General features: G+C 45.3%; 16 protein-coding genes. 1 reads left to right on the top strand and 15 read right to left on the bottom strand.

Going from position 1 to position 25,844, the window contains the following annotated elements:
• Positions 1-599 precede the first annotated feature (599 nt).
• From AAAT93_RS03630 to AAAT93_RS03620, 3 genes are all read right to left on the bottom strand, one after another.
• Positions 600-2,162 carry a glutamate synthase subunit beta gene (locus tag AAAT93_RS03630; protein WP_118374078.1) on the bottom strand — a complete coding sequence of 521 codons (1,563 nt, stop codon included), beginning with the start codon at positions 2,160-2,162 and terminating at the stop codon, positions 600-602.
• A gap of 20 nt (positions 2,163-2,182) precedes the next feature.
• A complete protein-coding gene (gene gltB / locus AAAT93_RS03625; protein ID WP_021985331.1) occupies positions 2,183-6,739 on the bottom strand; it encodes a glutamate synthase large subunit in 4,557 nt (1,518 codons plus the stop codon).
• 299 nt (positions 6,740-7,038) lie between these two features.
• The gene (locus tag AAAT93_RS03620; RefSeq protein WP_118374077.1) at positions 7,039-8,142 is read right to left on the bottom strand and encodes an LCP family protein; all 1,104 of its coding nucleotides are present in this window, start codon (positions 8,140-8,142) and stop codon (positions 7,039-7,041) included.
• Positions 8,143-8,348: 206 nt separating this feature from the next.
• On the opposite strand from AAAT93_RS03620, the gene AAAT93_RS03615 reads away from it, so the two are divergent.
• Positions 8,349-9,572: a UTP--glucose-1-phosphate uridylyltransferase gene (locus AAAT93_RS03615; RefSeq protein ID WP_227572973.1), complete on the top strand. Its 1,224-nt coding sequence runs from the start codon at positions 8,349-8,351 to the stop codon at positions 9,570-9,572.
• Positions 9,573-9,639: 67 nt separating this feature from the next.
• Here AAAT93_RS03615 and AAAT93_RS03610 read toward each other — a convergent pair whose 3' ends face one another.
• From AAAT93_RS03610 to AAAT93_RS03555, 12 genes are all read right to left on the bottom strand, one after another.
• On the bottom strand, positions 9,640-11,037 hold the full coding sequence (locus tag AAAT93_RS03610; protein WP_147354351.1) for a CAP domain-containing protein: 1,398 nt from the start codon (positions 11,035-11,037) through the stop codon (positions 9,640-9,642).
• A gap of 65 nt (positions 11,038-11,102) precedes the next feature.
• Positions 11,103-12,188, bottom strand: a complete 1,086-nt coding sequence (gene rfbB / locus AAAT93_RS03605) for a dTDP-glucose 4,6-dehydratase (RefSeq protein ID WP_117781544.1) — start codon at positions 12,186-12,188, stop codon at positions 11,103-11,105.
• A gap of 143 nt (positions 12,189-12,331) precedes the next feature.
• Complete coding sequence (locus AAAT93_RS03600) at positions 12,332-13,513, bottom strand: MerR family transcriptional regulator (protein WP_227572972.1); 1,182 nt, start codon at positions 13,511-13,513, stop codon at positions 12,332-12,334.
• Positions 13,514-14,175: 662 nt separating this feature from the next.
• Positions 14,176-15,612 carry an Asp-tRNA(Asn)/Glu-tRNA(Gln) amidotransferase subunit GatB gene (gene gatB / locus AAAT93_RS03595; protein ID WP_021985337.1) on the bottom strand — a complete coding sequence of 479 codons (1,437 nt, stop codon included), beginning with the start codon at positions 15,610-15,612 and terminating at the stop codon, positions 14,176-14,178.
• Positions 15,612-17,105, bottom strand: coding sequence for an Asp-tRNA(Asn)/Glu-tRNA(Gln) amidotransferase subunit GatA (gatA, locus tag AAAT93_RS03590; RefSeq protein WP_118734439.1), 1,494 nt, complete (start codon positions 17,103-17,105; stop codon positions 15,612-15,614). Before gatA ends, gatB begins: the two co-directional genes overlap by 1 nt.
• A gap of 14 nt (positions 17,106-17,119) precedes the next feature.
• Positions 17,120-17,407, bottom strand: a complete 288-nt coding sequence (gatC, locus tag AAAT93_RS03585; RefSeq protein WP_021985339.1) for an Asp-tRNA(Asn)/Glu-tRNA(Gln) amidotransferase subunit GatC — start codon at positions 17,405-17,407, stop codon at positions 17,120-17,122.
• 322 nt (positions 17,408-17,729) lie between these two features.
• Positions 17,730-19,478, bottom strand: a complete 1,749-nt coding sequence (gene aspS, locus AAAT93_RS03580; RefSeq protein ID WP_117781542.1) for an aspartate--tRNA ligase — start codon at positions 19,476-19,478, stop codon at positions 17,730-17,732.
• Between the two features lie 382 nt (positions 19,479-19,860).
• The gene (gene ybaK / locus AAAT93_RS03575) at positions 19,861-20,343 is read right to left on the bottom strand and encodes a Cys-tRNA(Pro) deacylase (RefSeq protein ID WP_118734440.1); all 483 of its coding nucleotides are present in this window, start codon (positions 20,341-20,343) and stop codon (positions 19,861-19,863) included.
• A 50-nt stretch (positions 20,344-20,393) separates the two neighbouring features.
• Positions 20,394-22,097: a diguanylate cyclase domain-containing protein gene (locus tag AAAT93_RS03570; protein WP_349095468.1), complete on the bottom strand. Its 1,704-nt coding sequence runs from the start codon at positions 22,095-22,097 to the stop codon at positions 20,394-20,396.
• A 383-nt stretch (positions 22,098-22,480) separates the two neighbouring features.
• Positions 22,481-23,071 (bottom strand): NADH peroxidase, encoded by a 591-nt coding sequence (locus AAAT93_RS03565; RefSeq protein ID WP_227573069.1) that lies wholly within the window; start codon positions 23,069-23,071, stop codon positions 22,481-22,483.
• A 447-nt stretch (positions 23,072-23,518) separates the two neighbouring features.
• The gene (locus AAAT93_RS03560; protein WP_021985344.1) at positions 23,519-24,883 is read right to left on the bottom strand and encodes a UDP-N-acetylmuramoyl-tripeptide--D-alanyl-D-alanine ligase; all 1,365 of its coding nucleotides are present in this window, start codon (positions 24,881-24,883) and stop codon (positions 23,519-23,521) included.
• 19 nt (positions 24,884-24,902) lie between these two features.
• Entirely contained in the window at positions 24,903-25,448 is a 546-nt protein-coding gene (locus tag AAAT93_RS03555) for a DJ-1 family glyoxalase III (protein ID WP_021985345.1), read from the bottom strand.
• Between the last annotated feature and the right edge of the window lie 396 nt (positions 25,449-25,844).

Below are 25,844 nucleotides of genomic sequence, written 5' to 3'. Positions count from 1 at the left end.
AGTGATATCATGCAGAAGCAATGTATTTCAACCAAGAATTACTAAGTGTTCTTAATTAAGATATATGCTTAATACGCAACCGCCGCCAATTCGCCATCCGTGGCTCAGTGGCGGCTTACCTGAACGTCGTGTTCAGGTATTGCTTATGTATCAAAAGAACACTAAGTAATTCTAGGTTACAAACATATCGCTTCCTGCACGATTATCACTTGCCAATTTTTATACGGGTTTTCTCATACCCAGACCTTAAGGGGACAGATGCGCATAAACCGCACTAATAATTCTATATCTTCTCCATACTTCAAGGTTGTGGCACTCATTCTGAATAGAATTGGCACGTCCGCACAATCATAAATGAGAATGTGTTCATGCATGTTTGCCAACTTCAATACGGTAACATGAATTGCACACATAATATAAGCCATCAACAGACCATTGGAGCACATCAGCACTTAGCGATTGGAGGGACAATTTGAAAAATTGTTTCTCCAGAGCTTAGTGTCTGTTATGTGCGGAAGTGAGCGAAAGCGCGTCTGTAGATGGCTTTATATTACTGTGTGCAATTCTTATTAAATTTTCATAGGTTGGCAAACATGCCTCTAGAAATCATTTGAGTAGCCGTTGAGGAATGTGTCAACTTCCTTCGCTGCGTCACGTCCCTCGCGGATCGCCCATACAACCAGCGACTGTCCACGGTGCATATCGCCACATGTGTACACCTTGTCCACATTCGTCTTGTGCTCGCCCGGAGCTGTCTCCACATTCGTGCGCGCATTCAGCTTCACACCGAACGCATCTGCCACATATTTCTGTGTACCGAGGAATCCGGCTGCAATCAAAATCAGATCACACTCAATCGTGTACTCGCTGTCCGGGATTTCCTTCATGTTCATACGTCCAGTCTCTGGATCCTTCTCCCATGCAAGCTTCACACATTTTGCTGCACAGACCTGACCATCCTTGTTCTTCACGATCTCTTTTACGGTTGTCTCATAGATACGTGGATCGTGTCCAAACTTCGCGATTGCCTCCTGCTGACCATAATCCGTCTTCAGGACTCTCGGCCACTCTGGCCATGGGTTATTTGCTGCACGTGTCTCTGGAAGCTTCGGCATCATCTCCAGCTGTGTCACTGCAACCGCACCCTGGCGGATGGATGTTCCGACACAGTCATTTCCAGTATCACCACCACCGATGACAAGCACCTTTTTACCCTTGGCACTGACATATTTTCCATCTGCAAAATTTGAATTGAGCAGACTTCTCGTTGTTGTCTTTAAGAAGTCAACTGCGAAATAGATTCCCTTCGCGTCACGTCCGGTTACCTTGATATCACGTGGATTTGATGCGCCACACGCAAGGACAACTGCGTCGTATTCCTCCAACAGCTTCTCCGCCTTTACGTTCTTCACCTTGGCATCGGTCAGATAACCTGCCATCTCATCACCCTTGGCAACTGCCGGATTCTGGTTGTTCTTTCCATTTGCAATTTCTGTTCCGGTCACGAACTCGATGCCCGTCTTCTTCAGACAGTCGATCTTACGGTCGATAATCTGCTTCTCCAGCTTCATGTTCGGAATACCATACATCAGAAGTCCACCGAGACGGTCACTACGCTCAAATACCGTTACCTGATGTCCTCTGCGGTTCAACTGATCGGCGGCTGCAAGACCGGATGGACCCGAACCAACGATGGCAACACGCTTTCCACTCCGTACTTTTGGCGGCTCACAGTTCACATAGCCCTTCTCGTAAGCATTTTCGATAATGCTCCGCTCATTTTCCTTCGTGCAGACTGGATCTCCGTTGATATTACAGGTACATGCTGCCTCGCAGAGTGCCGGGCAGACACGGCTTGTAAATTCCGGGAAGTTATTCGTCTTGGAGAGGCGCTTATACGCCATCTCCATATTTCCTGTATACACATTATCATTCCACTCCGGCACGAGGTTATTCAGCGGACAACCGGACGCCATACCGGCAATCATCTTGCCATACTGGCAAAACGGCACACCACAGTCCATACAACGTGCCGCCTGTTTGCGCTGTTCTTCCATTGAAAGCGGCTCGTGAAACTCGTTAAAATTCTTTATGCGCTCAAGAGGTGGTACTTCCTTGCTGGTCTGTCTTTCATACTCCATAAATCCTGTACTTTTTCCCATAAGTCATACGCTCCTCTCTCTTAATGATTCTTGATTGCATAGAATGCTTCGATCAACGCCTGCTCGCTGGAAAGTCCCTTGACCTCCATCTGACCGATCGTCGACATCATCTTCTTGTAATCATGTGGGATAATCTTCTTAAATTTCGGCAGGTACTCCTCGAAATGCTCGAGTACTTCCTTGCCGCGCTTGGAATTCGTACACTGAACATGCTCCACGATCATGTCCTTTAATTCCATAACATCGTATTTATCAACGACAGACTCAACCTCGACCATCTGCTTGTTGAGCTTCATGTAAAGGTCGCTGTCCATATCAAGTACATATGCGATACCGCCGCTCATACCAGCCGCGAAGTTCTTGCCGGTTGGTCCAAGGATCACGACACGGCCACCTGTCATGTACTCGCAGCCATGCTCGCCGACGCCCTCCACAACTGCCGTTGCACCGGAGTTACGCACAGCAAAACGCTCACCGGCAACACCGTTGATGAATGCCTTACCGGAAGTTGCTCCATAGAGTGCAACATTTCCGACGATGATATTCTCGGATGCATCATAGCGGATACCATCCTGTGGGTAGACGATGATCTTACCACCGGAAAGTCCCTTACCGATATAATCGTTGCTGTCGCCAACCAGTTCCAGTGTGAGTCCCTTCGGGATAAATGCACCGAAACTCTGTCCACCGCTGCCGTGGCATTTGACAACAAATGTATCCTCATCCAGAGTTGTTCCATATTTCTTCGTAATCTCAGAACCGAAGATCGTACCGAGTGAACGATTGATATTCGATACATCGATCTCGATGGTCTTCTTCTGCTTCTTCTCAAGCGCAGGTCCAAGCTTCTTCATAAGAACCGTCTCATCGACCGTCTTCTCAAGTTCGAAGTTATAAGGATTCTTATTTGCATAGCTGATCTTACTCTGTGCATCATTCGCAAACGGATTGTCTATGATACGGGACAGATCAACATTATATTCCTCAGCCATCTTGCCGGCCTTGATCAGGTCTGTTCTTCCTACCAGCTCATCCACCGTACGCACGCCAAGCTTTGCCATATATTCACGAAGCTCCTGTGCTGCAAACCGCATGAAATTCATGACATATTCCGGCTTACCCTTGAACCGTTTGCGAAGCTCCGGGTTCTGTGTAGCCACGCCGACCGGACAGGTATCCAGATTACATACACGCATCATGACACAGCCCATTGTTACAAGCGGTGCTGTCGCAAATCCGAACTCCTCCGCACCAAGGATTGCCGCGATTGCAATATCACGGCCGGTCATCAGCTTACCATCGGTCTCAAGAATTACCTTGTTACGAAGGTCGTTCATAATAAGCGTCTGGTGTGTCTCAGCCAGACCAAGCTCCCAAGGAAGTCCTGCATGATGGATGGAATTTGCCGGAGCAGCGCCCGTACCACCATCATAACCGGAGATCAGGATAACCTGTGCGCCTGCTTTTGCAACACCTGCTGCGATCGTGCCGACACCAGCTTCCGATACAAGCTTTACCGAGATACGTGCATCTGTATTTGCATTTTTACAATCATAGATCAACTGTGCCAGATCCTCGATCGAATAGATATCGTGATGTGGCGGTGGTGAGATCAAACCTACACCAGGTGTTGAATGTCTGGTCTTGGCGATCCAAGGATATACCTTTCCGCCCGGCAGATGTCCACCTTCACCCGGCTTCGCACCCTGTGCCATCTTAATCTGAATCTCTTTCGCACTTGTCAGATATTCGGATGTAACACCGAATCGACCGGAAGCAACCTGTTTAATCGCAGAACAACGATTCACGCCGTCCTTGCTTCCACGCATACGTTCCAAGCTCTCGCCACCCTCACCGGAATTGGACTTGCCGCCGAGACGGTTCATGGCGATTGCCATACACTCATGTGCCTCCTGCGAAATGGATCCATAAGACATGGCACCTGTTTTAAATCTCTTTACAATGGAATCAACCGGCTCTACCTGATCGATCGGGATTCCACCATTTTCCGGATAATTAAACTCCATCAGTCCACGCAGATGGAACGCTTTTTCTTCATCATCAATCGCTGCAGAATACTGTTTGAACAGATCATAGTTGTCTGTCCATGTTGCCTGCTGCAGAAGATGAATCGTGTTCGGATTATACAGATGCTCCTCTTTCCCGCTTCGCATCTTGTGGCTTCCGATACTCTCCAGACTCAGGTTCGTATACAATCCAAGTGGATCAAATGCAGAATTATGCAGTTCCTCCACATGGCGCTGGATATCTTTAATTCCGATACCACCGACACGGCTTACCGTGTTCGTGAAATATTTCTTTACAAATTCCTCGGACAGTCCGACTGCCTCGAAGATCTGTGACCCCTGATAAGACTGCACCGTAGAAATACCCATCTTCGATGCGATCTTTACGATACCATGCAGGACTGCGCTGTTGTAATCATTGACTGCCGCATAGAAATCCTTGTTCAGGAAATGCGTATCAACCATGTCCTTGATCGTATCGATTGCCAGATATGGGTTGATTGCACAAGCACCATAACCAAGCAACGTTGCAAAATGATGTACCTCACGTGGTTCTGCACTCTCGATAACCAATGCAACGGAAGTACGCTTCTTCGTCCGAACCAGATGCTGCTGCATCGCAGATACTGCAAGCAGAGACGGAATCGCTACGTGGTTTTCATCGACACCACGGTCAGATAAGATCAGGATATTGGCTCCATCACGGAAGAACTTATCTGCCTCGACGAAGATACGGTCGATTGCCTTCTCTAAGGATGTATTCTTATAATAAGTAATTGGCACAACGGCTGCCTTCAAGTTCTCTGTATTCAGATTCTTGATCTTCAACATATCCGTATTCGTCAGAATCGGATTGTTGATGCGAAGCACGCGGCAGTTCTCCGGTTTCTCTTCGAGGATATTACCATCACGTCCAAGGTAAACCGTCGTCGATGTGACGATCTCCTCACGGATCGCATCGATTGGCGGGTTCGTTACCTGCGCAAACAACTGATGGAAATAGTTAAACAACGGAAGCTTTTGGTTGGAAAGCACCGCAAGCGGGGTATCATCACCCATTGCTGCGATCGCCTCTGCTCCATTCTGTGCCATTGGAAGAATTGCTGTCTTAAACTCCTCGTAGGTATAACCAAATGCTTTCTGCAGACGGCTTCTCTCCTCGTTGGAAAGCTCCGGCACACGCTCATTTGGAATTGGAATATCGGTCAGATATGTCAGATTGCTGTCGAGCCATTCACCATATGGCTGTGCATTTGCATACTGATTTTTCAGCTCATCATCCGAGATCAGCTTTCCTGCCTTCGTATCGACGAGAAGCATCTTACCCGGACGTAAACGATCCTTCATCACTACATGTTCCGGCTCAATATCCAAAACACCGACCTCGGAAGAAAGAATCAGATAATCATCATCGGTAATATAATAACGGGAAGGACGAAGTCCGTTACGGTCAAGCACGGCTCCCATGTAATCGCCATCGGTAAAGAGCATGGATGCTGGTCCATCCCAAGGCTCCATCATCGTTGCGTAATACTGATAGAAATCACGCTTTGCCTTCGGCATATATTTATTGGAATCCCAAGGCTCCGGAATCAGGATCATAACTGCAAGTGGAAGCGGCATTCCGTTCATAACGAAGAACTCCAGCGCATTGTCCAGTCTTGCAGAATCGGAACCATCCGGATCAAGTACTGGTGTAATCTTGTGGAACTCTCCTTTGAAATACTCGGAATCCATTGTCTCCTCACGGGCAATCATACGGTCTTCGTTACCACGGATTGTATTGATCTCACCATTGTGAACAAGGAAACGATATGGATGCGCACGCAGCCAGCTCGGTGTTGTGTTCGTTGAGAATCTGGAATGTACCAGACCAATGGCTGACTCATAATCCTCATCCTGCAGATCCTGATAGAACAAGCGAAGCTCGCCTACCAGAAACATTCCTTTATATACGATCGTACGACTTGAAAGAGATGGAACATACGTATCCTCATTTGACTGCTCAAATACTCGGCGTACTACGAACAGCTTCCGGTCAAAATCAAGTCCACGCTCCACGTTCTTTGGACGCTTCACAAATGCCTGCATAATATATGGCATAACAGCGACAGCCTTATGTCCAAGGATTCCCGGATTCGTCGGAACTTTTCTCCAGCAGAGGAATTCCAGTCCTTCCTTCTCCACGATGATCTCGAACATCTTCATTGCCTGCTTACGCTGAAGCTCATTCTGTGGGAAGAAGAACATACCAATACCATAATCACGTTCCTCTCCAAGCTCCACGCCAAGCTCCTTTGCTGCCTTCTTGAAGAACTTGTGTGAGATCTGAAGCAATATACCAACACCGTCACCGGTCTTTCCTTCTGCATCCTTACCGGCACGATGTTCCAGATTCTCCACAATCCGAAGTGCATCGCTGACTGTCTTGTGTGTCTTAATACCCTTAATGTTTACTACTGCACCAATACCGCAGTTATCATGTTCAAAGCTGCTATCATACATGCCCTGTTCTGCGATATGCGCTCTTTCATCTCTTATCTGCGTCATGCTTGTCTTTCCTTTCTCGAAAAAATCTTGTGCTGGCGAAAATCAAGTAAAACACATTTTTCACTTTGTTTTCTCAACTCATGCGCCTATAATACAACACTTTATTCGAAATGTAAACCATTTTTTGTATTTTTGTGGAAAATAACAAGCAAATCCATATTTTCACAAAGTTTTTTCACTATCATTTCAGAATACATGCACTTCTGAATAATCACTTATACAAAAAAGAAACGCATCCCTCACAGTATTCTGTAAAAAATGCGTTTCTTCTATATATAATACGTTTCAAAATAATAACTTTATTCGGTCGGCGGATTGAAGATATTCAAATCAATCTCCTGTGCTCCAACTCCCGTCTCACTCTGAAGGGAAGAACTAATGCCTTGTACTTTAGAGGTCGGCGTGTAATCCTGTGTTCCGAACAGGAACTCATGCAATGCGGATACATTCGTTGTCAGATCTGCAGGAACAAGTACGGCACCCTTTGCATCTGTTGTGACTGGTGCATATGCCATCGGGAATCCGATTGTATCTCCAAGGTTATAATCAAACATATCCTTTGCAAGACTCATCAGCTCTTTCTTTGTCAAGCTTGTATAAATGTTTGGGAATACATCATCAATAATATCATTGATGGTTGACAAATCGGAACTCTTTGCCTTCTGAATCATCTTCGCAATAACGGTTCTCTGTCTCTCTGTACGGGTGATATCTCCCTGATCTGTACTACGGATACGTGCCCAGCCAGTTGCCTGTGTACCATTCAGCAACTGTGTACCTGCTGAAAATACACCATCAGAATATTCGCCGGAAATACCAATCTGCTCTGTAATACATGCATTCAGCATCTCAAGCTCTGCTTCACGGACATCGATCGTAATTCCACCCAGATCATCAATCGCCTGTGCCAACGCTGTAAAGTTAACCGTTACGAAATCTGTAATCTCTAAATCCAGGTTTGCATTCAATGCACGGACTGCCATCTCTGGACCACCATATGCATATGCATGTGTAATCTTCGTCGTGATACCGCCATCATAATCTACCTGAAGCAGGGAATCACGATATACTGAAGCAAGCTTTACTTCCTTTGTATCATTGTTAATACTTGCGATAATGATAGAGTCACTTCGGTTTCCTTCCGCCATGGAAGTTGTGCTTCTAGAGTCGATACCAAACAATGCAATTGTCCGATATCCCTTCTGTGCCTCATTCGCATCTTCATTAATATCCAAATTTTCTTTACTGTCATCCCAATTTGTCGGGCGGTTAATGTTGTCTAATTTTCGATTTGCATAAAAGAATAAATATCCGACAACCATAAAAAACATAACAACGATTTCAATCAGAAATGCAATTCCCCATTTGGCATTTGCACTCATGCCTGCCTTTTTCCTGCTCATATTCTTATCCTTCCATCTTTGTGTTTTTTCTAAACCAAACTATTTACCTATCATACATGATTCTTCATAAAATTACAATATTCTTTTTCCTTATTTGCTAATTTTTCAAAAAACTTTCATATTTTGACTGTTGTAAACAAAGTATGCCTATGCTATACTAAATTAAATTTTGACTACTATATTATGGAAGGAATTTATTTGAATATATGAATTTTAAGGAACGAAAGAACTTATTGGAGGGGAAGCAACAGGTACATCTATTACGCTTTCTCGACCAGTTAAATGATGATGAAAAGCAAATCTTATTTTCACAGATCGATGCAGTTGACTGGGGATTTGAACAGGCATTTCACAACGACAAGAAAAAAGAAGATACCATGATTGAGGAGATCGATGCACTGCATCTGGATAAGATCCAGGCAGATTCAGAACGTTATCATTCTATCGGCTTGCAGGCAATCAAGGAAGGAAAGCTTTGCCTTTTGCTTCTCGCCGGAGGACAGGGCACTCGTCTTGGTTTCGACAAACCAAAGGGCTGTTTCAATGTTGGTATTACAAAGGAACTCTACATCTTCCAGCTTTTGATTGAGCACACGTTAGACATCGTGCGTGCTGCAGATGCATGGATTCCGCTTTATATTATGACGAGCAACATTAACTATCAGGATACTGTGACTTTCTTTGAAGCACATGATTATTTTGGTTATAACCCAGCTTATGTACATTTCTTTGTACAGGAATTGAACCCGGCTACGGACTTTAACGGAAAGATTCTGTTGAAATCCAAATACGAGCTTGCCCTGTCTCCAAACGGAAACGGCGGTTGGTTCTCTTCTATGCACAAAGCTGGACTTCTGGAAGGAATTTTTGAATCCAATCTGGAATGGATCAATGTATTTTCTGTGGACAATGTATTGCAGCGGATTGCCGATCCGGTATTCTTAGGTGCAACCATCGACAGTGGAAAGATGAGTGGAGCAAAGGTTGTCCGCAAAGCGTGTCCGGAAGAAAAAGTTGGTGTCATGTGCAAGGAAGATGGCAAGCCACATATTATCGAGTATTACGAAATGACTGATGATATGTTGAACAAGCGTCTGCCAGATGGCAGTCTTGCCTACGGATTTGGAGCTATCCTGAACTATCTGTTCCCAATCCAGAAATTGAAGGAAACTTTGGATAAATCCATGCCGTTGCATATAGTAAAGAAAAAGGTTCCTTACGTGGACGAATCCGGTAATCCGGTTACCCCGGCAGAGCCAAATGCATTTAAATTTGAGACATTGGCTCTCGATCTGATCCACGAGATGGACGACTGTCTGATCTTCGAGGTCGACCGCGAGCATGAATTTGCGCCAGTCAAGAACAGCACAGGAGTTGATTCCGTCGATACTGCCCGCGCATTGCTGGAGAAAAACGGCTATACACTTTAATACAACGAAAAAAAGAGAGTCCATATCTCAACGATTTGGACTCTCTTTTTAATTCTGATTCTAAATTCTAATTCGAGAAAATCTGTACCCAGTAATATCCATATTCTGAATTCGGAATATACACATAACCAACACCCAGTCTCTTAAAACCGGCATTGAGGATGTTGCTCCGATGTCCCGGCGAATTCATCCAACCATTCATTACAGCAGAAGAATTTCCGTATCCCGCCGCAATATTCTCTCCCGCCGACCAATAGGAATACCCGATCTGATCTAACACGGTAAAACATTTTCTTCCATCTGGACGTGTATGGGAAAACAAGGTTGCAATCTCCTGCGCCCGGATATTGGCTGCTTTTGTAAGCTCTGGATCTAAGGAAAGTGCCGCAATACCATTTGCCTGCCGCTGTGCATTACACTGTGCCAGAACTTCCTGTGCCTGTGTTGAGTAGTTCGCAGTTGGCGTCCCTTTGATATAGGCTTTCTTTCCATCCTCAAACTGACTGGTATCACTGTTCTTTGGCACAAGCTTAATCTGGATTGCCTCTAAACGTTTTGCCATGCCGCTTGTTCCGGCAGTCTCACCATTCTTCGCCCATCCAAGCCAGCCATAGCTCTGTGCGTGAACCCGATAGTATACATCATAATAATATGCAACCTCTCCATATAATTCCAGTTCGATTGCCTCTAAACGTTTCGCCTGCCCACTCGTTCCAGACATGGCACCATTACTGACCATCTTTGTCTCCCAGCCATACGTCTGCACATGTGTCCGATATGAGATGCCGCCATAATACCGGTTTCCGGTCAATTTTACTTCGATTGCTTCCAGACGTTTTCCTTCGCCGGTCGTGCCGCTCGTCTTCCCATCCGTAAGCCAGCTCATCCAGCCATAGGTCTGACAATGCACACGATACTGCACACCCATATCTACAATCTGACTCTTCGGAACCAGTTTAATCTCGATGCCCTCTAATCGTTTTGCCTGTCCGCTCGTTCCAGCCATGACACCGTTCTTCACCCAGTCCATCCAGCCATAGGTCTGACAATGCACACGATATACAACATCGTAATGTTTTGCCACTTCACCGGTAAGCTGAATCTCAATGCCTTCCAGACGTTTTGCCTGTCCACGGCTGCCGCTTTTCTCTCCATTGTATGACCAATCCTGCCAGCCATAGCTCTGGATATGTGTCTTGTACTGGATGCTTCCGGAATATTCATCACCGGTCAGTTTGACGCGAATCTCCTCTAAACGTTTTGCCTGTCCTTTCGTTCCTGCCATCGTACCATCATGAACCCATCCCTGCTGGTCACCATAGGTCTGTACATGCACGGTATAGGTAACACCCATCTTGGTTGCTGCCTTCGCAGTTTTCGTAGTGCCAATTCCTGTTACAACAGAAACGAGCATTGCAACGACAAGAAGCCACGCCTGCATTCGCTTCCATGCTTGTCTTTTCATAATTTCCGCCCCCTTGCATTCGATACGACGTGCCCGCATCGGCATTATAGATGATTTCGCACGTCTTATTTATTTGCGTACATGTCGTCATAGTACTTCTGATAATCACCACTTGTCACGTTCTTCATCCAGTCCTCATGCTCGAAGAACCATGCGATTGTCTTCTTGATACCAGTTGCAAAATCGGTCTCCGGATACCAGCCGATTTCCGCCTTGATCTTGTCCGGTGCGATTGCATATCTTCGGTCATGTCCCTTACGATCTTCTACATAAGTGATCAGATCCTTCGATACAAGTGCCCGTCTCGGATCATCCGCCGGAAGCATCTCCTGCAATGTGTCAATGATAATATTGATGATTTCGATATTCTGCTTCTCATTATGTCCGCCGACATTGTATGTCTCGAACAGACGTCCCTGCTCCTGAACCATATCGATTGCCTTCGCGTGATCCTCAACAAACAGCCAGTCACGGACATTCTTGCCATCACCATAAACCGGAAGCTTCTTACCCTGCAATGCATTGTTGATAATCAGAGGAATCAGCTTCTCCGGGAACTGGTAAGGTCCATAATTGTTACTGCAGTTCGTGATATTTGCAGGGAACTTATAAGTGTCCATATATGCCTTTACAAGCATATCCGAGCTTGCCTTACTTGCAGAATATGGGCTGTGTGGTTCATATGGTGATGTCTCATAGAAAAATGCATTCTTATCGTCCGGAAGAGAACCATACACCTCATCTGTCGATACATGCAGGAACTTCTTTCCTTCCTTGAATGTGCCATCCGGCAGCTCCCATGCAGCCTTCGCGCAGTTCAACATAACGGCTGTACCAAGTACATTTGTCTGTACAAATACTTCTGGATGCTTGATACTTCTGTCTACATGTGACTCCGCTGCGAAATGTACCACGCGGTCGATATCATTCTCTGCAAAAATCTTCGAGATTGCTTCCTTATCGCAGATATCTGCCTTTACAAATGTGTAATTCTCGCGGTCTTCGATATCCTTCAGATTCTCAAGATTGCCTGCATATGTCAGCACATCGACGTTGATAATGCGAATCTCGTTATCATACTTCTTAAACATGTAGTGAATATAATTGGAACCGATAAATCCGGCACCACCAGTTACTAAATACGTTCTCACTTTTCTACCTCCTTAAATCATTCCTTTATTTTCTTGATTTTGTCTCGCGCTTTTGAGTCGAAACACAATCCGGTATATTCGAATATGTGTTTGTTATGTATTTATTATACAGGGTGCCCCTAGGGCATAGTCAAGTGTTTTTTTCATTTTTTTACAAGAAATATTCCTGCATCCTTTGTAATGTGAAAGCCACCCACTATTTTCTTCTTCATAAATGTCCGGAATTCCTTGTATTTATGCGCAATATACTGATTCTGATTTCCGTGACACGACAAAACATATGAGATCAGCGGTTCGGCATCGTCAATCTCAATCGCATCTTCATACTGCCGCCACTCCACCTGCTCAAATGTACTTTGAAGAATATCTGTTCCATTCTCCTTGCCAAACCGGTCATACAGATTCTCCGCCGCAAGCACAATTCGGTCATCAAACTCCATGACTAACCGGCTGATTTCCTTCATATGCGCCGAGCCATACGTACCCGCAACAAGCACACCTCCCGGTTTCAACACGCGTTGGATCTCCCGGCACGCCTGCCCGATGTCATCGCAGTAAAAGAGCACATGGTTCGCCACGACAAGATCGAAGGTCGCATCCGCAAATGGAATCGACTCGCAGCCACAGATCGCATACGAGAACACTGCATCCTCCCTGCCGATTTCGCGTCTTGCATCACGCAGCATACCATCGGAAATGTCCGTAACTGTAATTGAAATATCCTCTGGAAACTTCTCTGCATTTTCCACCCAGAGGTCTCCGGCACCGCAGCCAAGCTCCAGAATCTTCTGCCCCGGCTTTACCTGCATCTGCTCATAGATCCACGGGAACCAGCCCTGTTTATTGACCGAATACTGCTTGTGCAGGTTGATCCGCGCCATGATATTCGAAGCATCCTTGTACTGTTTCTTCAGGATGCTCTCCAAATCTGCCACCTGAATCAACTCGAACAGCTTCGTCCAGTCTACTTCCCGGTCTGCCTGCAGATCATCGGTTGCCTCCTTGATCGTCATTTTCACTAATTGCAGCTGCTCGATACGGTCTTCCACCAGCTTCTGCTGGATGTTCAGGGAGTTGACGATAAAATGCTTGTCCGCATCGTCCACCTGCATCTCCTTGATATCGCCCAGCGAGAAACCAAGATACTTTAACAGAAGTATCTGCTGAAGCTTCGCCAGATCCTTCTCCGTGTAGTAACGGGCGCCGGAATCACTGACAAAGGAGGGCTTCAGGATATCCTTCTCGTCGTAGTAGCGGACGGTTTTCTTCGTAATATTCGCTTGTTTCATAAACTCGCCGGTCGAGTAATATCCTTCTTTTTTCATAGTGTTTTTCCTTTTGCTTATCAAGAGAATACGGAGGTAAATATTTTGTTAAATATATCCACGCCATATTTTGAAATATCAGATGTATTGTAACTAAGAAGTTCTAGATGTTCTGATTCACATAATGATATAGGACGCAACCGCCTTGCGGGTATTGCCCCCTCGCTTCGCTCGGCGGCAGGTTGTCGGGCGCATCCTAAATATGAACTTCGTTCATATGCGCCCTCCGCTCGCCGTCCATGGCTCAGCGGCGGCTTGTTTGAACATCGTGTTCAAACATTGCTGTTTGCTCACAGAACATCAAGTACTTCTAAGTTACAAACATATTTATATTTCAAAATATGGCGCAGATATACATATACAAAATATTTGCCTCCTAATTTACAGACTAAACTAAGCGAATAATATCTATTCAAATATAGATATTACTTCTCCGTAGTGCTTACCTTTATGCTTTAATTTTATTATAATTTCTTGTATTACACAAGGCGAACCGTTTTATGCGAAGAATATTTTCATAAATTTTTTTGCTTTCCGTTTTTCCTTTACCAGAACTCCGGGATGCAAAAAGTCCACCTCACAAAAATTGTAACGTGAATTTTTTGAGGTGGACTTCTTTGCATCTAGGAGTTCGTACCTAAGTCAACTCCGTAGATTAAAAATTATTTACTTAATTCTTCGCGCAGAATACGGTTAACCTCGGATGGATCTGCCTTACCCTGCATTGCCTTCATCGTCTGTCCAACAAGTGCACCGATTGCTTTCTCCTTACCGCCCTTGAAATCTGCGACAGACTTCGGATTCTTCTCGATGACATCTAAGATGACAGTACGAAGCGCGCCCTCATCATTGACAGTCTTCAGGCCGTGTTCCTCGACATAAGCTTCCGGATCGATATCCTCTGCAAATACCTTCTCGAACACTTCCTTTGCAACCGTACCATTGATGACTTTGTCATCGACCATCTTGATGATAGCTGCAAGGTTCTTTGCTGAGAATTTTAAGTCATCGGCATCGATGGATGCTTCCTTCATCAGACGCATTGTCTCAACCATCAGCCAGTTCGATACCTTCTTTGGTGCTGCTCCAAGCGCAATCGCCTCCTCGAAGATATCTGCAAGCTTCTTGGAGTTCGTCAGAATGTCAATATCATAATCCGGAATATCATACTCTTCCTTGTAACGGATGCGCTTCTCGTCACGCAGCTCCGGCTGGCGGCTGCGAATCTCTTCCATCCATTCATCGCTGATCATAACCGGAACCAGATCCGGATCCGGGAAGTAACGGTAATCCTGTGCATCCTCTTTCGAACGCATTGCATAGGAATATTCCTTTGTATCATCCCATCTTCTTGTCTCCTGAATGACCTTCTCACCGGATTCAATCAGATCGATCTGACGCTCCTTCTCGTTCTCGATGGCTCTCGCAATCGCCTTGAAGGAATTCAGGTTCTTCATCTCGGTTCTTGTACCGAACTTCTCTGCACCGACTTCACGGACAGACAGGTTGACATCGGCACGCATGGACCCTTCGTTCAGCTTGCAATCCGAAGCACCAAGGTACTGGATGATCAGTCTTAATTTCTCAAGATAAGCAATGACTTCCTCTGCGGAACGCATATCCGGCTCGGATACAATCTCAATCAGAGGCACGCCCGAACGATTGTAATCAACCAGCGAGCTGTCTGTATACGGATCATGTACCAGCTTACCTGCATCCTCCTCCATATGAATCTCATGAATACGGACATATTTCTTATTCCCGTCAACCTCGATCTCTACCTTACCATTCCGGCAGATCGGATAATAAAGCTGCGAAATCTGGTAGTTCTGCGGGTTATCCGGATAGAAATAATTCTTACGGTCAAACTTACAGTTCTGTGTGATTGTACAGTTCGTTGCAAGACCAACCGCAACTGCTTTCTCAACTACCGCCTTATTGAGCACTGGAAGGGATCCCGGCATACCGGTACAAACCGGACAGGTATGTGTATTCGGTGCACCGCCAAATGCAGTCGAACATCCACAGAAAATCTTCGTCTTCGTGGCAAGCTCTACGTGAACCTCCAGGCCGATGACTGTCTCATATGTTTTACTCATTATGCAAGCCCCCTTTCTGCTTCCACGGTGCCTAGAGCATCCGGACGCTTATAAGTCTTTGTACATTCAAATGCATACGCTGCGCGGATGATTGATTTCTCGTCAAATGTCTGTCCGAGCAGCTGCATGCCAACCGGCATACCATCCTTATCCTGTCCGCATGGAAGGGAAATACCCGGCAGACCGGCAAGATTTACAGATACTGTATAAATATCTCCCAGATACATCTTGATCGGATCACTTAAAGATTCGCCCATCTTCAATGCCGTCGTTGGTGCAACCGGTCCTAAGATCACATCGTATTTTGCAAATGCATCGTCAAAGGCTTTCTTGATCAGCGCCTTTGTCTTCAGTGCCTTTACATAATATGCATCGTAATAACCGGAGCTAAGGACGAAGGAACCAAGCATGATACGACGCTTTACCTCTGCACCAAAGCCCTCGGAACGGGTCTTCTTATACATATTGTGAAGGTCACGGTACTCTGCGGTACGGTAACCATATTTGACGCCATCGAAACGCTCTAAGTTCGAAGATGCTTCTGCGGATGCAATGATATAGTAAGCAGGAATTGCATATTCTACCATACCAAGGTCAAACTCTTCCACGATTGCACCCTTGTCTTCGAGCTTCTTTGCGGCTGCAAGCACAGCTGTCTTAACATCCTCATCGATACCCTCTGCGAAATAATCTCTTGGAATACCAATCTTCATTCCCTTTACATCGTCCACTAATGCAGATGTGAAATCATCCTCTGCCTGTGCATAGGAAGTAGAATCCTTGTCATCATGCTTACAGATTGCTTCAAGGATTGTGGCACAGTCTGTGACATCCTTGGCAAGTGGTCCGATCTGATCAAGCGAGGAACCATACGCAATCAAACCATAACGGGACACTCTTCCGTATGTCGGCTTGATACCTGTCACACCGCAAAATGCGGCCGGCTGACGGATACTTCCACCTGTATCGGAACCAAGTGCATATGGAATTTCCTCTGCTGCAACGGCTGCTGCAGAACCACCGGAAGAACCGCCCGGTACCTTGTCTGTATCCCACGGATTTCTTGTCACACCATAATAAGAAGTCTCCGTTGTACTACCCATAGCGAACTCATCCATGTTTGTCTTTCCGATGATAACCGCACCTGCCTCCTGCAGTTTTTCAACGGCAGTTGCTGTATACGTCGGAACGAAATTACTCAGAATCTTGGAAGAACAGCTTGTAAGCATACCATTGATACACATGTTATCCTTGATGGCAACCGGAACACCAGCCAGCGGTCCGGTAAGCTCTCCACTGTCAATCTTTGCCTGAATTGCTTCCGCCTGTGCCAGTGCGCCTGCCTCATCCACAGTGACGAAACAGTTGTATGTCTCGTCGAGTGCTTTGATTCGCTCCAGACACGCCTTCGTTGCCTCTACGACGGTCACTTCTTTGTCTTTAATTTTCTTGCCGAGTTCAACGGCGGTTAATTTCATTAAATCTTTTCTCATCTATACCGCCCTCCTTAGTCAAATGTCTTCGGCACTTTATAACAGCCATCTTTTTGCTCTGGTGCATTTGCCAGAAGATTGTCTCTGTCATCCCCATTTGTCACAACATCCTCACGGAATACGTTGCTGACCGGAAACGCATGGCTCATCGGTTCCACGGAATCGGTATCGAGCTCATTTAATTTGCTGACGTATTCCAGCATATTCGACATATCCTGCTTCGCCTGCTCCTTTTCCTCATCGGAAAGCTCGAGCTTCGCCAGAATACCTACATAATCAATTGTTTCATCTGTAATCGTCATATTTTTCCTCCTATAATGCTTGCGAATCTACATATTATAGTTTGCGAAAATAATCAATAAACCTATTATTGTTTCTGAGATGTTCGGATTTATTTTCTACGCAGACGCGCTCTCGTTCGGTTCAGCACGTAGTGGTACTAAATTCGTGCCAATAAATTGTCACTTATTAAGTACCAACGTGCTTCAACGGTCTGCTTAAGAATAATAAATCCGAACATCTCAATATACTACTCTTCTAATGATTATTTCCGCAAACATATCATTCATGTTAACGCAAGCAATTCATATGAAATCACAATTGCCTTCTCTTTGCTGAAAAATACTACTGGCGTACTTTGATATGAACTTCACGAAGCTGCTGCTCTGTGACTTCGTTTGGTGCGCCACACATGAGATCCTGTGCGGTTCCGCTCATAGGGAATGGGATAACCTCGCGGATATTCTCCTCGTTACGAAGCAGCATGATCATACGGTCGACACCCGGAGCCATACCTGCATGTGGTGGTGCTCCAAACTGGAATGCATTGTAAAGTGCTCCAAACTTCTCCTCCAGAACACTCTTATCATAGCCTGCAATCTCAAATGCCTTCTCCATAATCTGCATGTCATGATTACGAACGGCACCGGATGAAAGCTCCACGCCATTACATACGATATCGTACTGATATGCAAGAATCTCCAGTGGATCTTTCTCATTTAATGCCTCTAAGCCGCCCTGTGGCATAGAGAATGGGTTGTGTGTAAATCCAATCTTCTTCTCTTCCACATTGTACTCAAACATCGGGAAGTCGTTAATGTAGCAGAAACGATATGCATTCTTCTCAAGCAGATCAAGACGGTTACCAAGCTCGGTACGAATCTGTCCTGCAAAGAGAGCTGCCTGCTTCTCTGTATCGGCGATGAAGAAAATCGTATCAAGTTCCTTCAAGCCTGCGAGATCTTTGAGCTCCTGCTTCATATCATCCGGAATAAACTTGTCGATTGGTCCCTTGTAAGAACCATCTTCCAATACTTCGAGATATCCGAGTCCGCCCATACCGATAGACTGCGCGAACTTCAGCATCTTCTCATGCTGTCCCTTGGAAAGCTTCTTCTGTACTGCAATCGCACGAACGGTCTTGCCGTGGAATGGTGCAAATGTACATCTCTGGAAGAACTCTGTCACATCGATGATCTCAAGTGGATTGCGAAGATCCGGCTTATCTGTACCATATTTCAGCATTGCTTCCTTGTAGCTGATGATTGGGTATGGTGCTTCTGTAACGGTGTATCCCTTCGGAGCGAATTTCTTAAATGCTGCGGTAAGCACTTCCTCGCCAACCTTGAATACGTCTTCCTGTGTTGCAAAGCTCATCTCGAAGTCGAGCTGATAGAACTCACCTGGGGAACGGTCGGCTCTTGCATCCTCATCACGGAAGCAAGGTGCAATCTGGAAATATTTATCAAATCCGGACACCATCAAAAGCTGCTTGTACTGCTGTGGTGCCTGTGGGAGTGCATAGAACTTACCCTTGTATCTTCTGGATGGTACGATATAATCACGTGCGCCCTCCGGAGAAGATGCACAAAGGATTGGTGTCTGAATCTCCATGAATCCCATCTCTGTCATCTTCTGACGCAGGAATGAGATGACGTTGGAACGGAAGATCATGTTCTCCTTTACCTTGCGGTTACGAAGGTCTAAGTACCGATATTTCAGACGGACATCCTCACGGACTTCCTTGGAGGTTGTCACCTCGAACGGAAGCTGCTTGTACACCTTTCCTAAGATATCTACCTCATGTGCTTCCAGCTCGATTGTTCCGGTTGGAATCTTCGGATTGTATGTCTCCTCGTCACGATGCTGTACCAGTCCCGCTACGGAGATACACTGCTCCTTAGTAATTCCATCGAGCAACGTTGTATCGCGCATAACAACCTGCATTACGCCATACATGTCCCGTAAATCCACAAAGGATACGCCACCGTGGTCACGGATGTTCTCTACCCATCCTGCCAGTCTGATTTCTTTTCCGACAAGGTCTTCTGATACTTGCGCCATTGTCATGTCTCTGTAAATGTTTGCCTGCATTTTCCTATCTCCTTTTCTGCATTAAAAAATCCCGAAGTCAAATGTGCTTTGACCTCGGGACGAATGTACATGTGTTACATCCGCGGTACCACCCGCATTGAAACCATCTGTAATAAATATATATAAGACGGATTCCTCTCTTCATTCGTAACGTGAATGCTCCGGATAAACCTAGACCTCTTAGGATGTAGCTCCACGTAGGCTTCAGCTTATCAGCTCCGGTAGTGTTCCACCAGACATGGTGTCATGTTATGGCTCTCAGTCGGTGACCATATTCCCTGTCATGTCCTGTTGTCGGCAGTCTCCTTCAACGCTTTTTCCCTATAATTGTCTCGATTATAAGCTAATTATCGGCAAATGTAAAGGGATTTATACGATTTTTTTATTCCTTTACGAGATCACAGGTCTCATATTTCAGGATCTTCCGGAGTGCTTCCGGACTCACCTCCACCTGATAGCCGATCTTTCCTGCCGAGAACATAATCGTCTCAAAATCATTGGCGGTCTGATGGAAGAATGTACGGAACTGCTTCTTCATTCCAAGTGGTGAACATCCGCCATGAATATAGCCGGTTAACGGCAGCAATTCCTTGGACTTAATCATCGCGATGGATTTCTCGCCGGCAGCCTCTGCCGCTTTCTTCAAATCAAGCTCCTGATTGACCGGAATCACAAACACATAATGCTCGCCGGATTTGCCGACTGTGACCAGTGTCTTAAATGCCTGATCCGGATCCTGGTGCAGTACCTCGACAACCTCCATGCCGCCGACCGCATCCGTGCCTGCATAGCAGTAATGCTTGTATTCGATTTTCGCCTGATCGAGCAGACGCATCACATTTGTTTTCTCTTCTTTTTTACCCATGTTGTTGCCTCTTTTCTATTTTGCTTATTGATATGTATGGGCACTGCCGATCACATTTTGTCATAATATGAATCAATCAGAGCACAATCCATAATCAACACATAAAATACATTTCCATAATACCGGCTCTTCACGATTCTTCCATGATCGAATACCGGCCGATACGTTCCGTCTTTTTTCGCAAAACGGAATTTGACATAATCATTGTTTCCACTTTTTTCCGAATCAATCTGCTTCCAGATGCTCGTCTCAACCGCATCCTGCTCCTCCGGATGAATCAGATTCCGGAATCGTTGATCCGTATATGCAAGAAACTCATCAAAATCCTTACATCCCGCAAATTCTATCAACTCCTGATTCGCAAATAAGATGCGGTCATTCGTTTTATCCGCAATGTATATCAGAAATGCCCCCGGCAGATTTCTTGACACATCCTGAAGTGCAAATCCCAACTGGCTTCTATTCTGCACTTTGTAGTTACCCTCATACGCACAGCAGCTATGCTTTCCGTGTAATTTCACCGCATAAAGTGCCATATCCGCACAGCGGATTAATTCCGATACATCATCACAATCCTTCGGATATTCTGCATACCCAAGCGAAATATAAAATGGACGTTTCTCTCCATTCTGTGTGATATATCTAGGCTGCATAGTGAATTTCTCGATTTTTTCCTTCGCTTCTGCCTCCGTCATTCCTATCAGAACCGCCGAGAATTCATCGCCACCATTTCTGCATAGAATCGCATCCTTTTCAAAAGCATTCCGCATACTCTGCGCAAGTATCCGAAGCGCGGTATCACCTGCTTCGTGTCCATACATATCATTGATAAATTTGAAGTCATCAATGTCTGTCTGAATTCCCACGCAATGCGCATCCGGGGTATCCTGTATTGCACTTTTGATTTGTTCATCAAACCCATCCCGGTTCAAAAGTCCGGTTAACGGATCCGTGATTGCTATCTTCTTTAATACCTCCCGATGGAATTCGATTACAAGAATGACAATCACCAATCCCGTCAAAAATAATACAATGAAGAATCCAAGAACCAGATTCGGAAGTATCTTCCTCCCTTGCTCCCATCCATCTTTTGGCGTGACTGCCAGATTAAATGTACAGCCGCCGAATTCAAACGTATATGTAACCGGATTTGTCAAATCTTCTTTCGAGAAGGATAATCTCTCACGTTCTTCCGAAAGCGGAGAAACCGTCTTGGTCAGGCAGTAATCATACCCAAACTCCGTAAGAGCCTGCACCGACTCTTCAAAAATTTCCGGAACCCGGATAATCACTATGGTAAATCCCCAGAATACAGGATTCCCATCCGCCGCCTCAAGATAGACAGGATAGCGAACTGCAATTCCACGACCTCCCTGCTTTAAATCAAATGGTCCCTGCATCGTTACACAATTGTTATCTCTTCCATAGCGGCAGATTCCCCCACGTTTTTCATCATGAAGCAGGTCTATCTTTCCTGCCTCATTTCCTTCCGCCGGGTAAATCTCTGTGACAACCCCATCCGGTGCAATTTGTATGCTTTGAACAAAATCTGACATCAGATTCTCAGATACCTTTTCAAAATTGTCAATTGTCCCATTCCCGCTGATTATGATCGCTTTCAGTGCATCGGTAATAGCAACTCCGCGGTTCATATCGTCGCGTAGTCGTTCCGCATAGGTGCTTGCATTCAGCTCCGTAATCATCCGCACCTGTTTTCGGTTTGTATCATAAGAATGATGTATAAATGCTGTCAAAATCAAACATCCGACTACAAAAGTCAGCAACGGAAGCATCCATTTTTTATTATATTGTTTCTGAAGGAATCGCATTGTTTCGTCTGTCTCCTCAATCTGCACCCGATCTCGTTCGGTTCAATAAATTGTCCTATATTCTATCGCATCTTTTTCCGTTTGACAATCTTTCATTTTTTCACTTTTCAGAGAATTTCCCACTTATCTATATTCCAAACATTTTACCTAATATGCTTATGGAAAAAGGTAAAATCACAAGCCATGCCCCATTCGCACCCCTTCGGGGCGCTTCATGGACGGCTGGCGCCGTATAAAACAGCAAAAATAAACGCCCCTGCAAGTAAACTTGCGGAGCGTTATTTTTACTGTTTTGCATGGCTTGTAGCTTAACCAAAGTACCTCTTAAGTAATCCTTCTAATGCTCTGCCATGTCTTGCCTCGTCTCTTGCCATCTCATGAACCGTGTCATGGATTGCATCCAGATTATTCTTCTTTGCACATTTTGCAAGGTCAACCTTTCCTGCTGTTGCGCCATATTCGCAGTCAACTCTCCAAGCAAGGTTCTTCTTTGTAGAACTTGTCATGTTTGGCTCTAAGTCCTCACCTAACATCTCAGCAAACTTTGCTGCATGCTCTGCTTCTTCGTAAGCTGCCTTCTCCCAATAGAGACCGATTTCCGGATAGCCTTCACGATGTGCGATTCTTGCCATGCAAAGGTACATACCAACCTCTGAGCACTCACCATTGAAGTTTGCTTTAAGCTGATCGAAGATAAACTTCTTATCCTCGTCGCTGATTTCCGGGTTGTTCTTAACAGTAGAAGCATATACGCCAAACTCATGCTCTGCAGCCAGTGTCATCGCTCCGTCTTCTACTTTCTTGAACTTATCTGCGCCAGCATGGCAGATTGGGCACTCTGCCGGAGCTGCGTCACCTTCATAAACATATCCACAAACTGTACATACAAATTTCATAATAAATCTCCTTTCATTCTTCCACATGTTTATACACATGATATACTTTGCTATAATATCTGCAATTATACAAAATGATACTTACGAGAACTGATTGATCCACATTTTTCTAAATCAGTAATGATTATCATTTTTGTTATTGTTAATATAGCACACCATATTCTGACTGTCAACCTGTATTTTCATAATTTACAGATTTTTCACAATTACATCCTATCATGCCGCCGGATTATTTCATATGTGTTTTCACATTCCACTGGCTCGTGCAAGTGTAGCCGCACAATACGCACGATCTTATCTATATATAGTCCCATGATTTCACACATCAACATATGTACAAGCATTTCCATTGCTTACCACATTAAAAATGAGGTCCTATGCATCCATAGAACCTCATCGGATACACAAATTGTTTCATCGCCATGCCACTGTCACAATTCATGTATCTTATTATCCAAGCATATTATTTACAACTTCATCCAGATGCATACCATTCGAGCCTTTGATCAGCACGATATCTTCCGGCTGCATCACAGAAAGCAGATACAAAGCAACCTCGCCGTTGTCCTTGAAGCTGTAACAGTTGATATCAGAATTACTGTCCTGTACGCCCTGCATGATATGCTGTGCCAGATCCCCGACTACGACCAGCTCATCGATTTTCTTCGTCGCCACGTATTTTCCGACTTCATAATGATACTGCTCTGCATTTTCACCAAGCTCGAACATATCGCCAAGCACCGCGATTTTCTTACCGGTTGTCTCCAGATCCTCCAGCACATCCAGACTTGCCTTCATGGAATCCGGACTTGCATTATAAGTATCATCGATGATCGTGTATTTGCCCGGAACACGGATCAGCTTCTGACGAAGCCCCTTGAACTCGGAAAGTCCGGCTGCTGCCTTCTCCAGATCCAATCCCATATAATCTGCGATTGCAAGACCGACCAGTGAATTTCCGACATTGTGCTTGCCAAGTGCGTTGAGCCGCACATGCACACGCGTGTCTCCATGCACGAAATCATATACATACTGGTAATCTTCCATATGAAGATTCTCTGCCCGGTAATCGCAGTCCGCACCAGTGCCGTATGTAAATGTACGGACGCCGGTATCACCTTTCACTTCTGCAAGCAGTGCATCATCGCCATTTAGGAACAGCACACCATCCGGGCTCATATGATTGATAATCGACAACTTCTCTTTGCGGATATTCTCACGCGTCTTCATAAATTCGATATGCGCAACACCGATCATCGTCACGACACAGATATCCGGCTTCACCATGTCAGACAGAATCTCCATCTGTCCCGGTTCGCTGATACCCATTTCAAGCACGGCTGCCTCTGCGTTCTCGTCAATCCGTCGAAGGGTCAGCGGCACACCGATCTGGGAATTCAGATTGCCCTCGGTCTGATAGACATTTAAGCATCCCGAAAGTACGGTTGCAATCATCTGTCTCGTTGTCGTCTTTCCAACACTTCCGGTCACACCGATAACCGGCTTCTTAAACTTCCTGCGCACATAAGCGCCGATATCCTGCAATGCCTTTTCTGTATCACTCACGTAGACAAACGGCTTCTCCGATACAACAATATCGGTATGCTGTGATGTCAGGGTTGCCGCACCTGTGTGAAGTGCGCTCTCGATAAAACGATGCGCATCGACCCGCTCCCCGATGATCGGGACAAACAAATCGCCCGGCTTGATCTCCTTGGAATTGATGCAGACATCTTTGATCTCTGTATTTTCATCGCCACACAGCAATACGCCGCCTGTTGCTTCCAATATATCCTTTATCGTTAATCTGTACATAACGTCCTCCCGATTGGAATTACCATTTATAAACTATACTATTCGCCAAAGACTTCGCTGTTTCTTCATCCTTCAGGATTGTAACCAATGTGAGTGCAAATGCAATCGCTGTCCCAACGCCCCGGCTTGTCACGAAGTTTCCGTCGACAACGACCGGCTGCTCCTGCCAGTTTGCACCAAGCAGCTTGTCCTCCATGCCCGGATAGCAGGTTGCATTCTTTCCTTCGAGAAGTCCCATCTCTCCATAGATGGTTGGTGCTGCACAGATTGCTGCAAGCAATTTTCCTTCCTTGTCTGCTTTCCGGATCAGATCTGCCAGACCTTCATGCGCCTTTAAGTGCAGGGTTCCCGGCATACCGCCCGGAAGCACGATCACATCCGGATCGTCCTGCTCTTCAAAGAGCTTATCTGCCAGCACGGGAATCTTCCGTGCACCGGTAATTTCTTTCCGTCCCATAATGGATACCATATCTGTCTCGATACCTGCGCGCCGCAGCAGATCTACGACGGTCAGCCCTTCGACCTCTTCAAAACCATCTGCAAGATATACATTTACTTTACTCATATGCATCCTCCTTGCCCTGCGCATCATGAAACCGGTTGATTTCCGACCCGCAAACATGTATATTCATCTTCTAAAATTCCACTTTCCTTCTATTATAAAATACATTATAATTTACAAGGAATTATTGATTGGTTATGGTTTTACGAATTTGTATCTAACAAATGTTACAATTCCATCCCATAATTACATGTAGTATATAATAGTTTGTGGAAATCTTCAAGATATTCCAGACACGGAGGAACAAAATATGGAAATCGAACGCAAATTTTTATTTCATAAACTGCCAGATCAGCTAGACACATATCCACATTACAGCATCGAGCAGGCATATGTGACGACCAATCCGGTGATCCGGGTACGCAAGAAAACCTTATACGACGCAGCATCTGCAGTCTC

Source organism: Coprococcus hominis (ex Arizal et al. 2022), from assembly GCF_040094675.1.
GTDB classification, from domain to species: domain Bacteria; phylum Bacillota; class Clostridia; order Lachnospirales; family Lachnospiraceae; genus Coprococcus_C; species Coprococcus_C hominis.
The sequence above is the reverse complement of the archived record's forward strand: the minus strand, read 5'-3'. Positions and strand labels throughout refer to the sequence as shown.

What these genes read in the sequence shown, in the direction of transcription:
- gatC (WP_021985339.1), bottom strand. Translation starts at nt 17,407, where the DNA reads ATGACGATTACAGATGAAACAATTGATTATGTAGGTATTCTGGCGAAG.
- gatB (WP_021985337.1), bottom strand. Translation starts at nt 15,612, where the DNA reads ATGAGTAAAACATATGAGACAGTCATCGGCCTGGAGGTTCACGTAGAG.
- ybaK (WP_118734440.1), bottom strand. Translation starts at nt 20,343, where the DNA reads ATGGGTAAAAAAGAAGAGAAAACAAATGTGATGCGTCTGCTCGATCAG.
- AAAT93_RS03620 (WP_118374077.1), bottom strand. Translation starts at nt 8,142, where the DNA reads ATGAGCAGGAAAAAGGCAGGCATGAGTGCAAATGCCAAATGGGGAATT.
- AAAT93_RS03560 (WP_021985344.1), bottom strand. Translation starts at nt 24,883, where the DNA reads ATGTACAGATTAACGATAAAGGATATATTGGAAGCAACAGGCGGCGTA.
- gatA (WP_118734439.1), bottom strand. Translation starts at nt 17,105, where the DNA reads ATGAGAAAAGATTTAATGAAATTAACCGCCGTTGAACTCGGCAAGAAA.
- AAAT93_RS03615 (WP_227572973.1), top strand. Translation starts at nt 8,349, where the DNA reads ATGAATTTTAAGGAACGAAAGAACTTATTGGAGGGGAAGCAACAGGTA.
- aspS (WP_117781542.1), bottom strand. Translation starts at nt 19,478, where the DNA reads ATGCAGGCAAACATTTACAGAGACATGACAATGGCGCAAGTATCAGAA.
- AAAT93_RS03600 (WP_227572972.1), bottom strand. Translation starts at nt 13,513, where the DNA reads ATGAAAAAAGAAGGATATTACTCGACCGGCGAGTTTATGAAACAAGCG.
- AAAT93_RS03630 (WP_118374078.1), bottom strand. Translation starts at nt 2,162, where the DNA reads ATGGGAAAAAGTACAGGATTTATGGAGTATGAAAGACAGACCAGCAAG.
- gltB (WP_021985331.1), bottom strand. Translation starts at nt 6,739, where the DNA reads ATGACGCAGATAAGAGATGAAAGAGCGCATATCGCAGAACAGGGCATG.
- AAAT93_RS03555 (WP_021985345.1), bottom strand. Translation starts at nt 25,448, where the DNA reads ATGAGTAAAGTAAATGTATATCTTGCAGATGGTTTTGAAGAGGTCGAA.
- AAAT93_RS03610 (WP_147354351.1), bottom strand. Translation starts at nt 11,037, where the DNA reads ATGAAAAGACAAGCATGGAAGCGAATGCAGGCGTGGCTTCTTGTCGTT.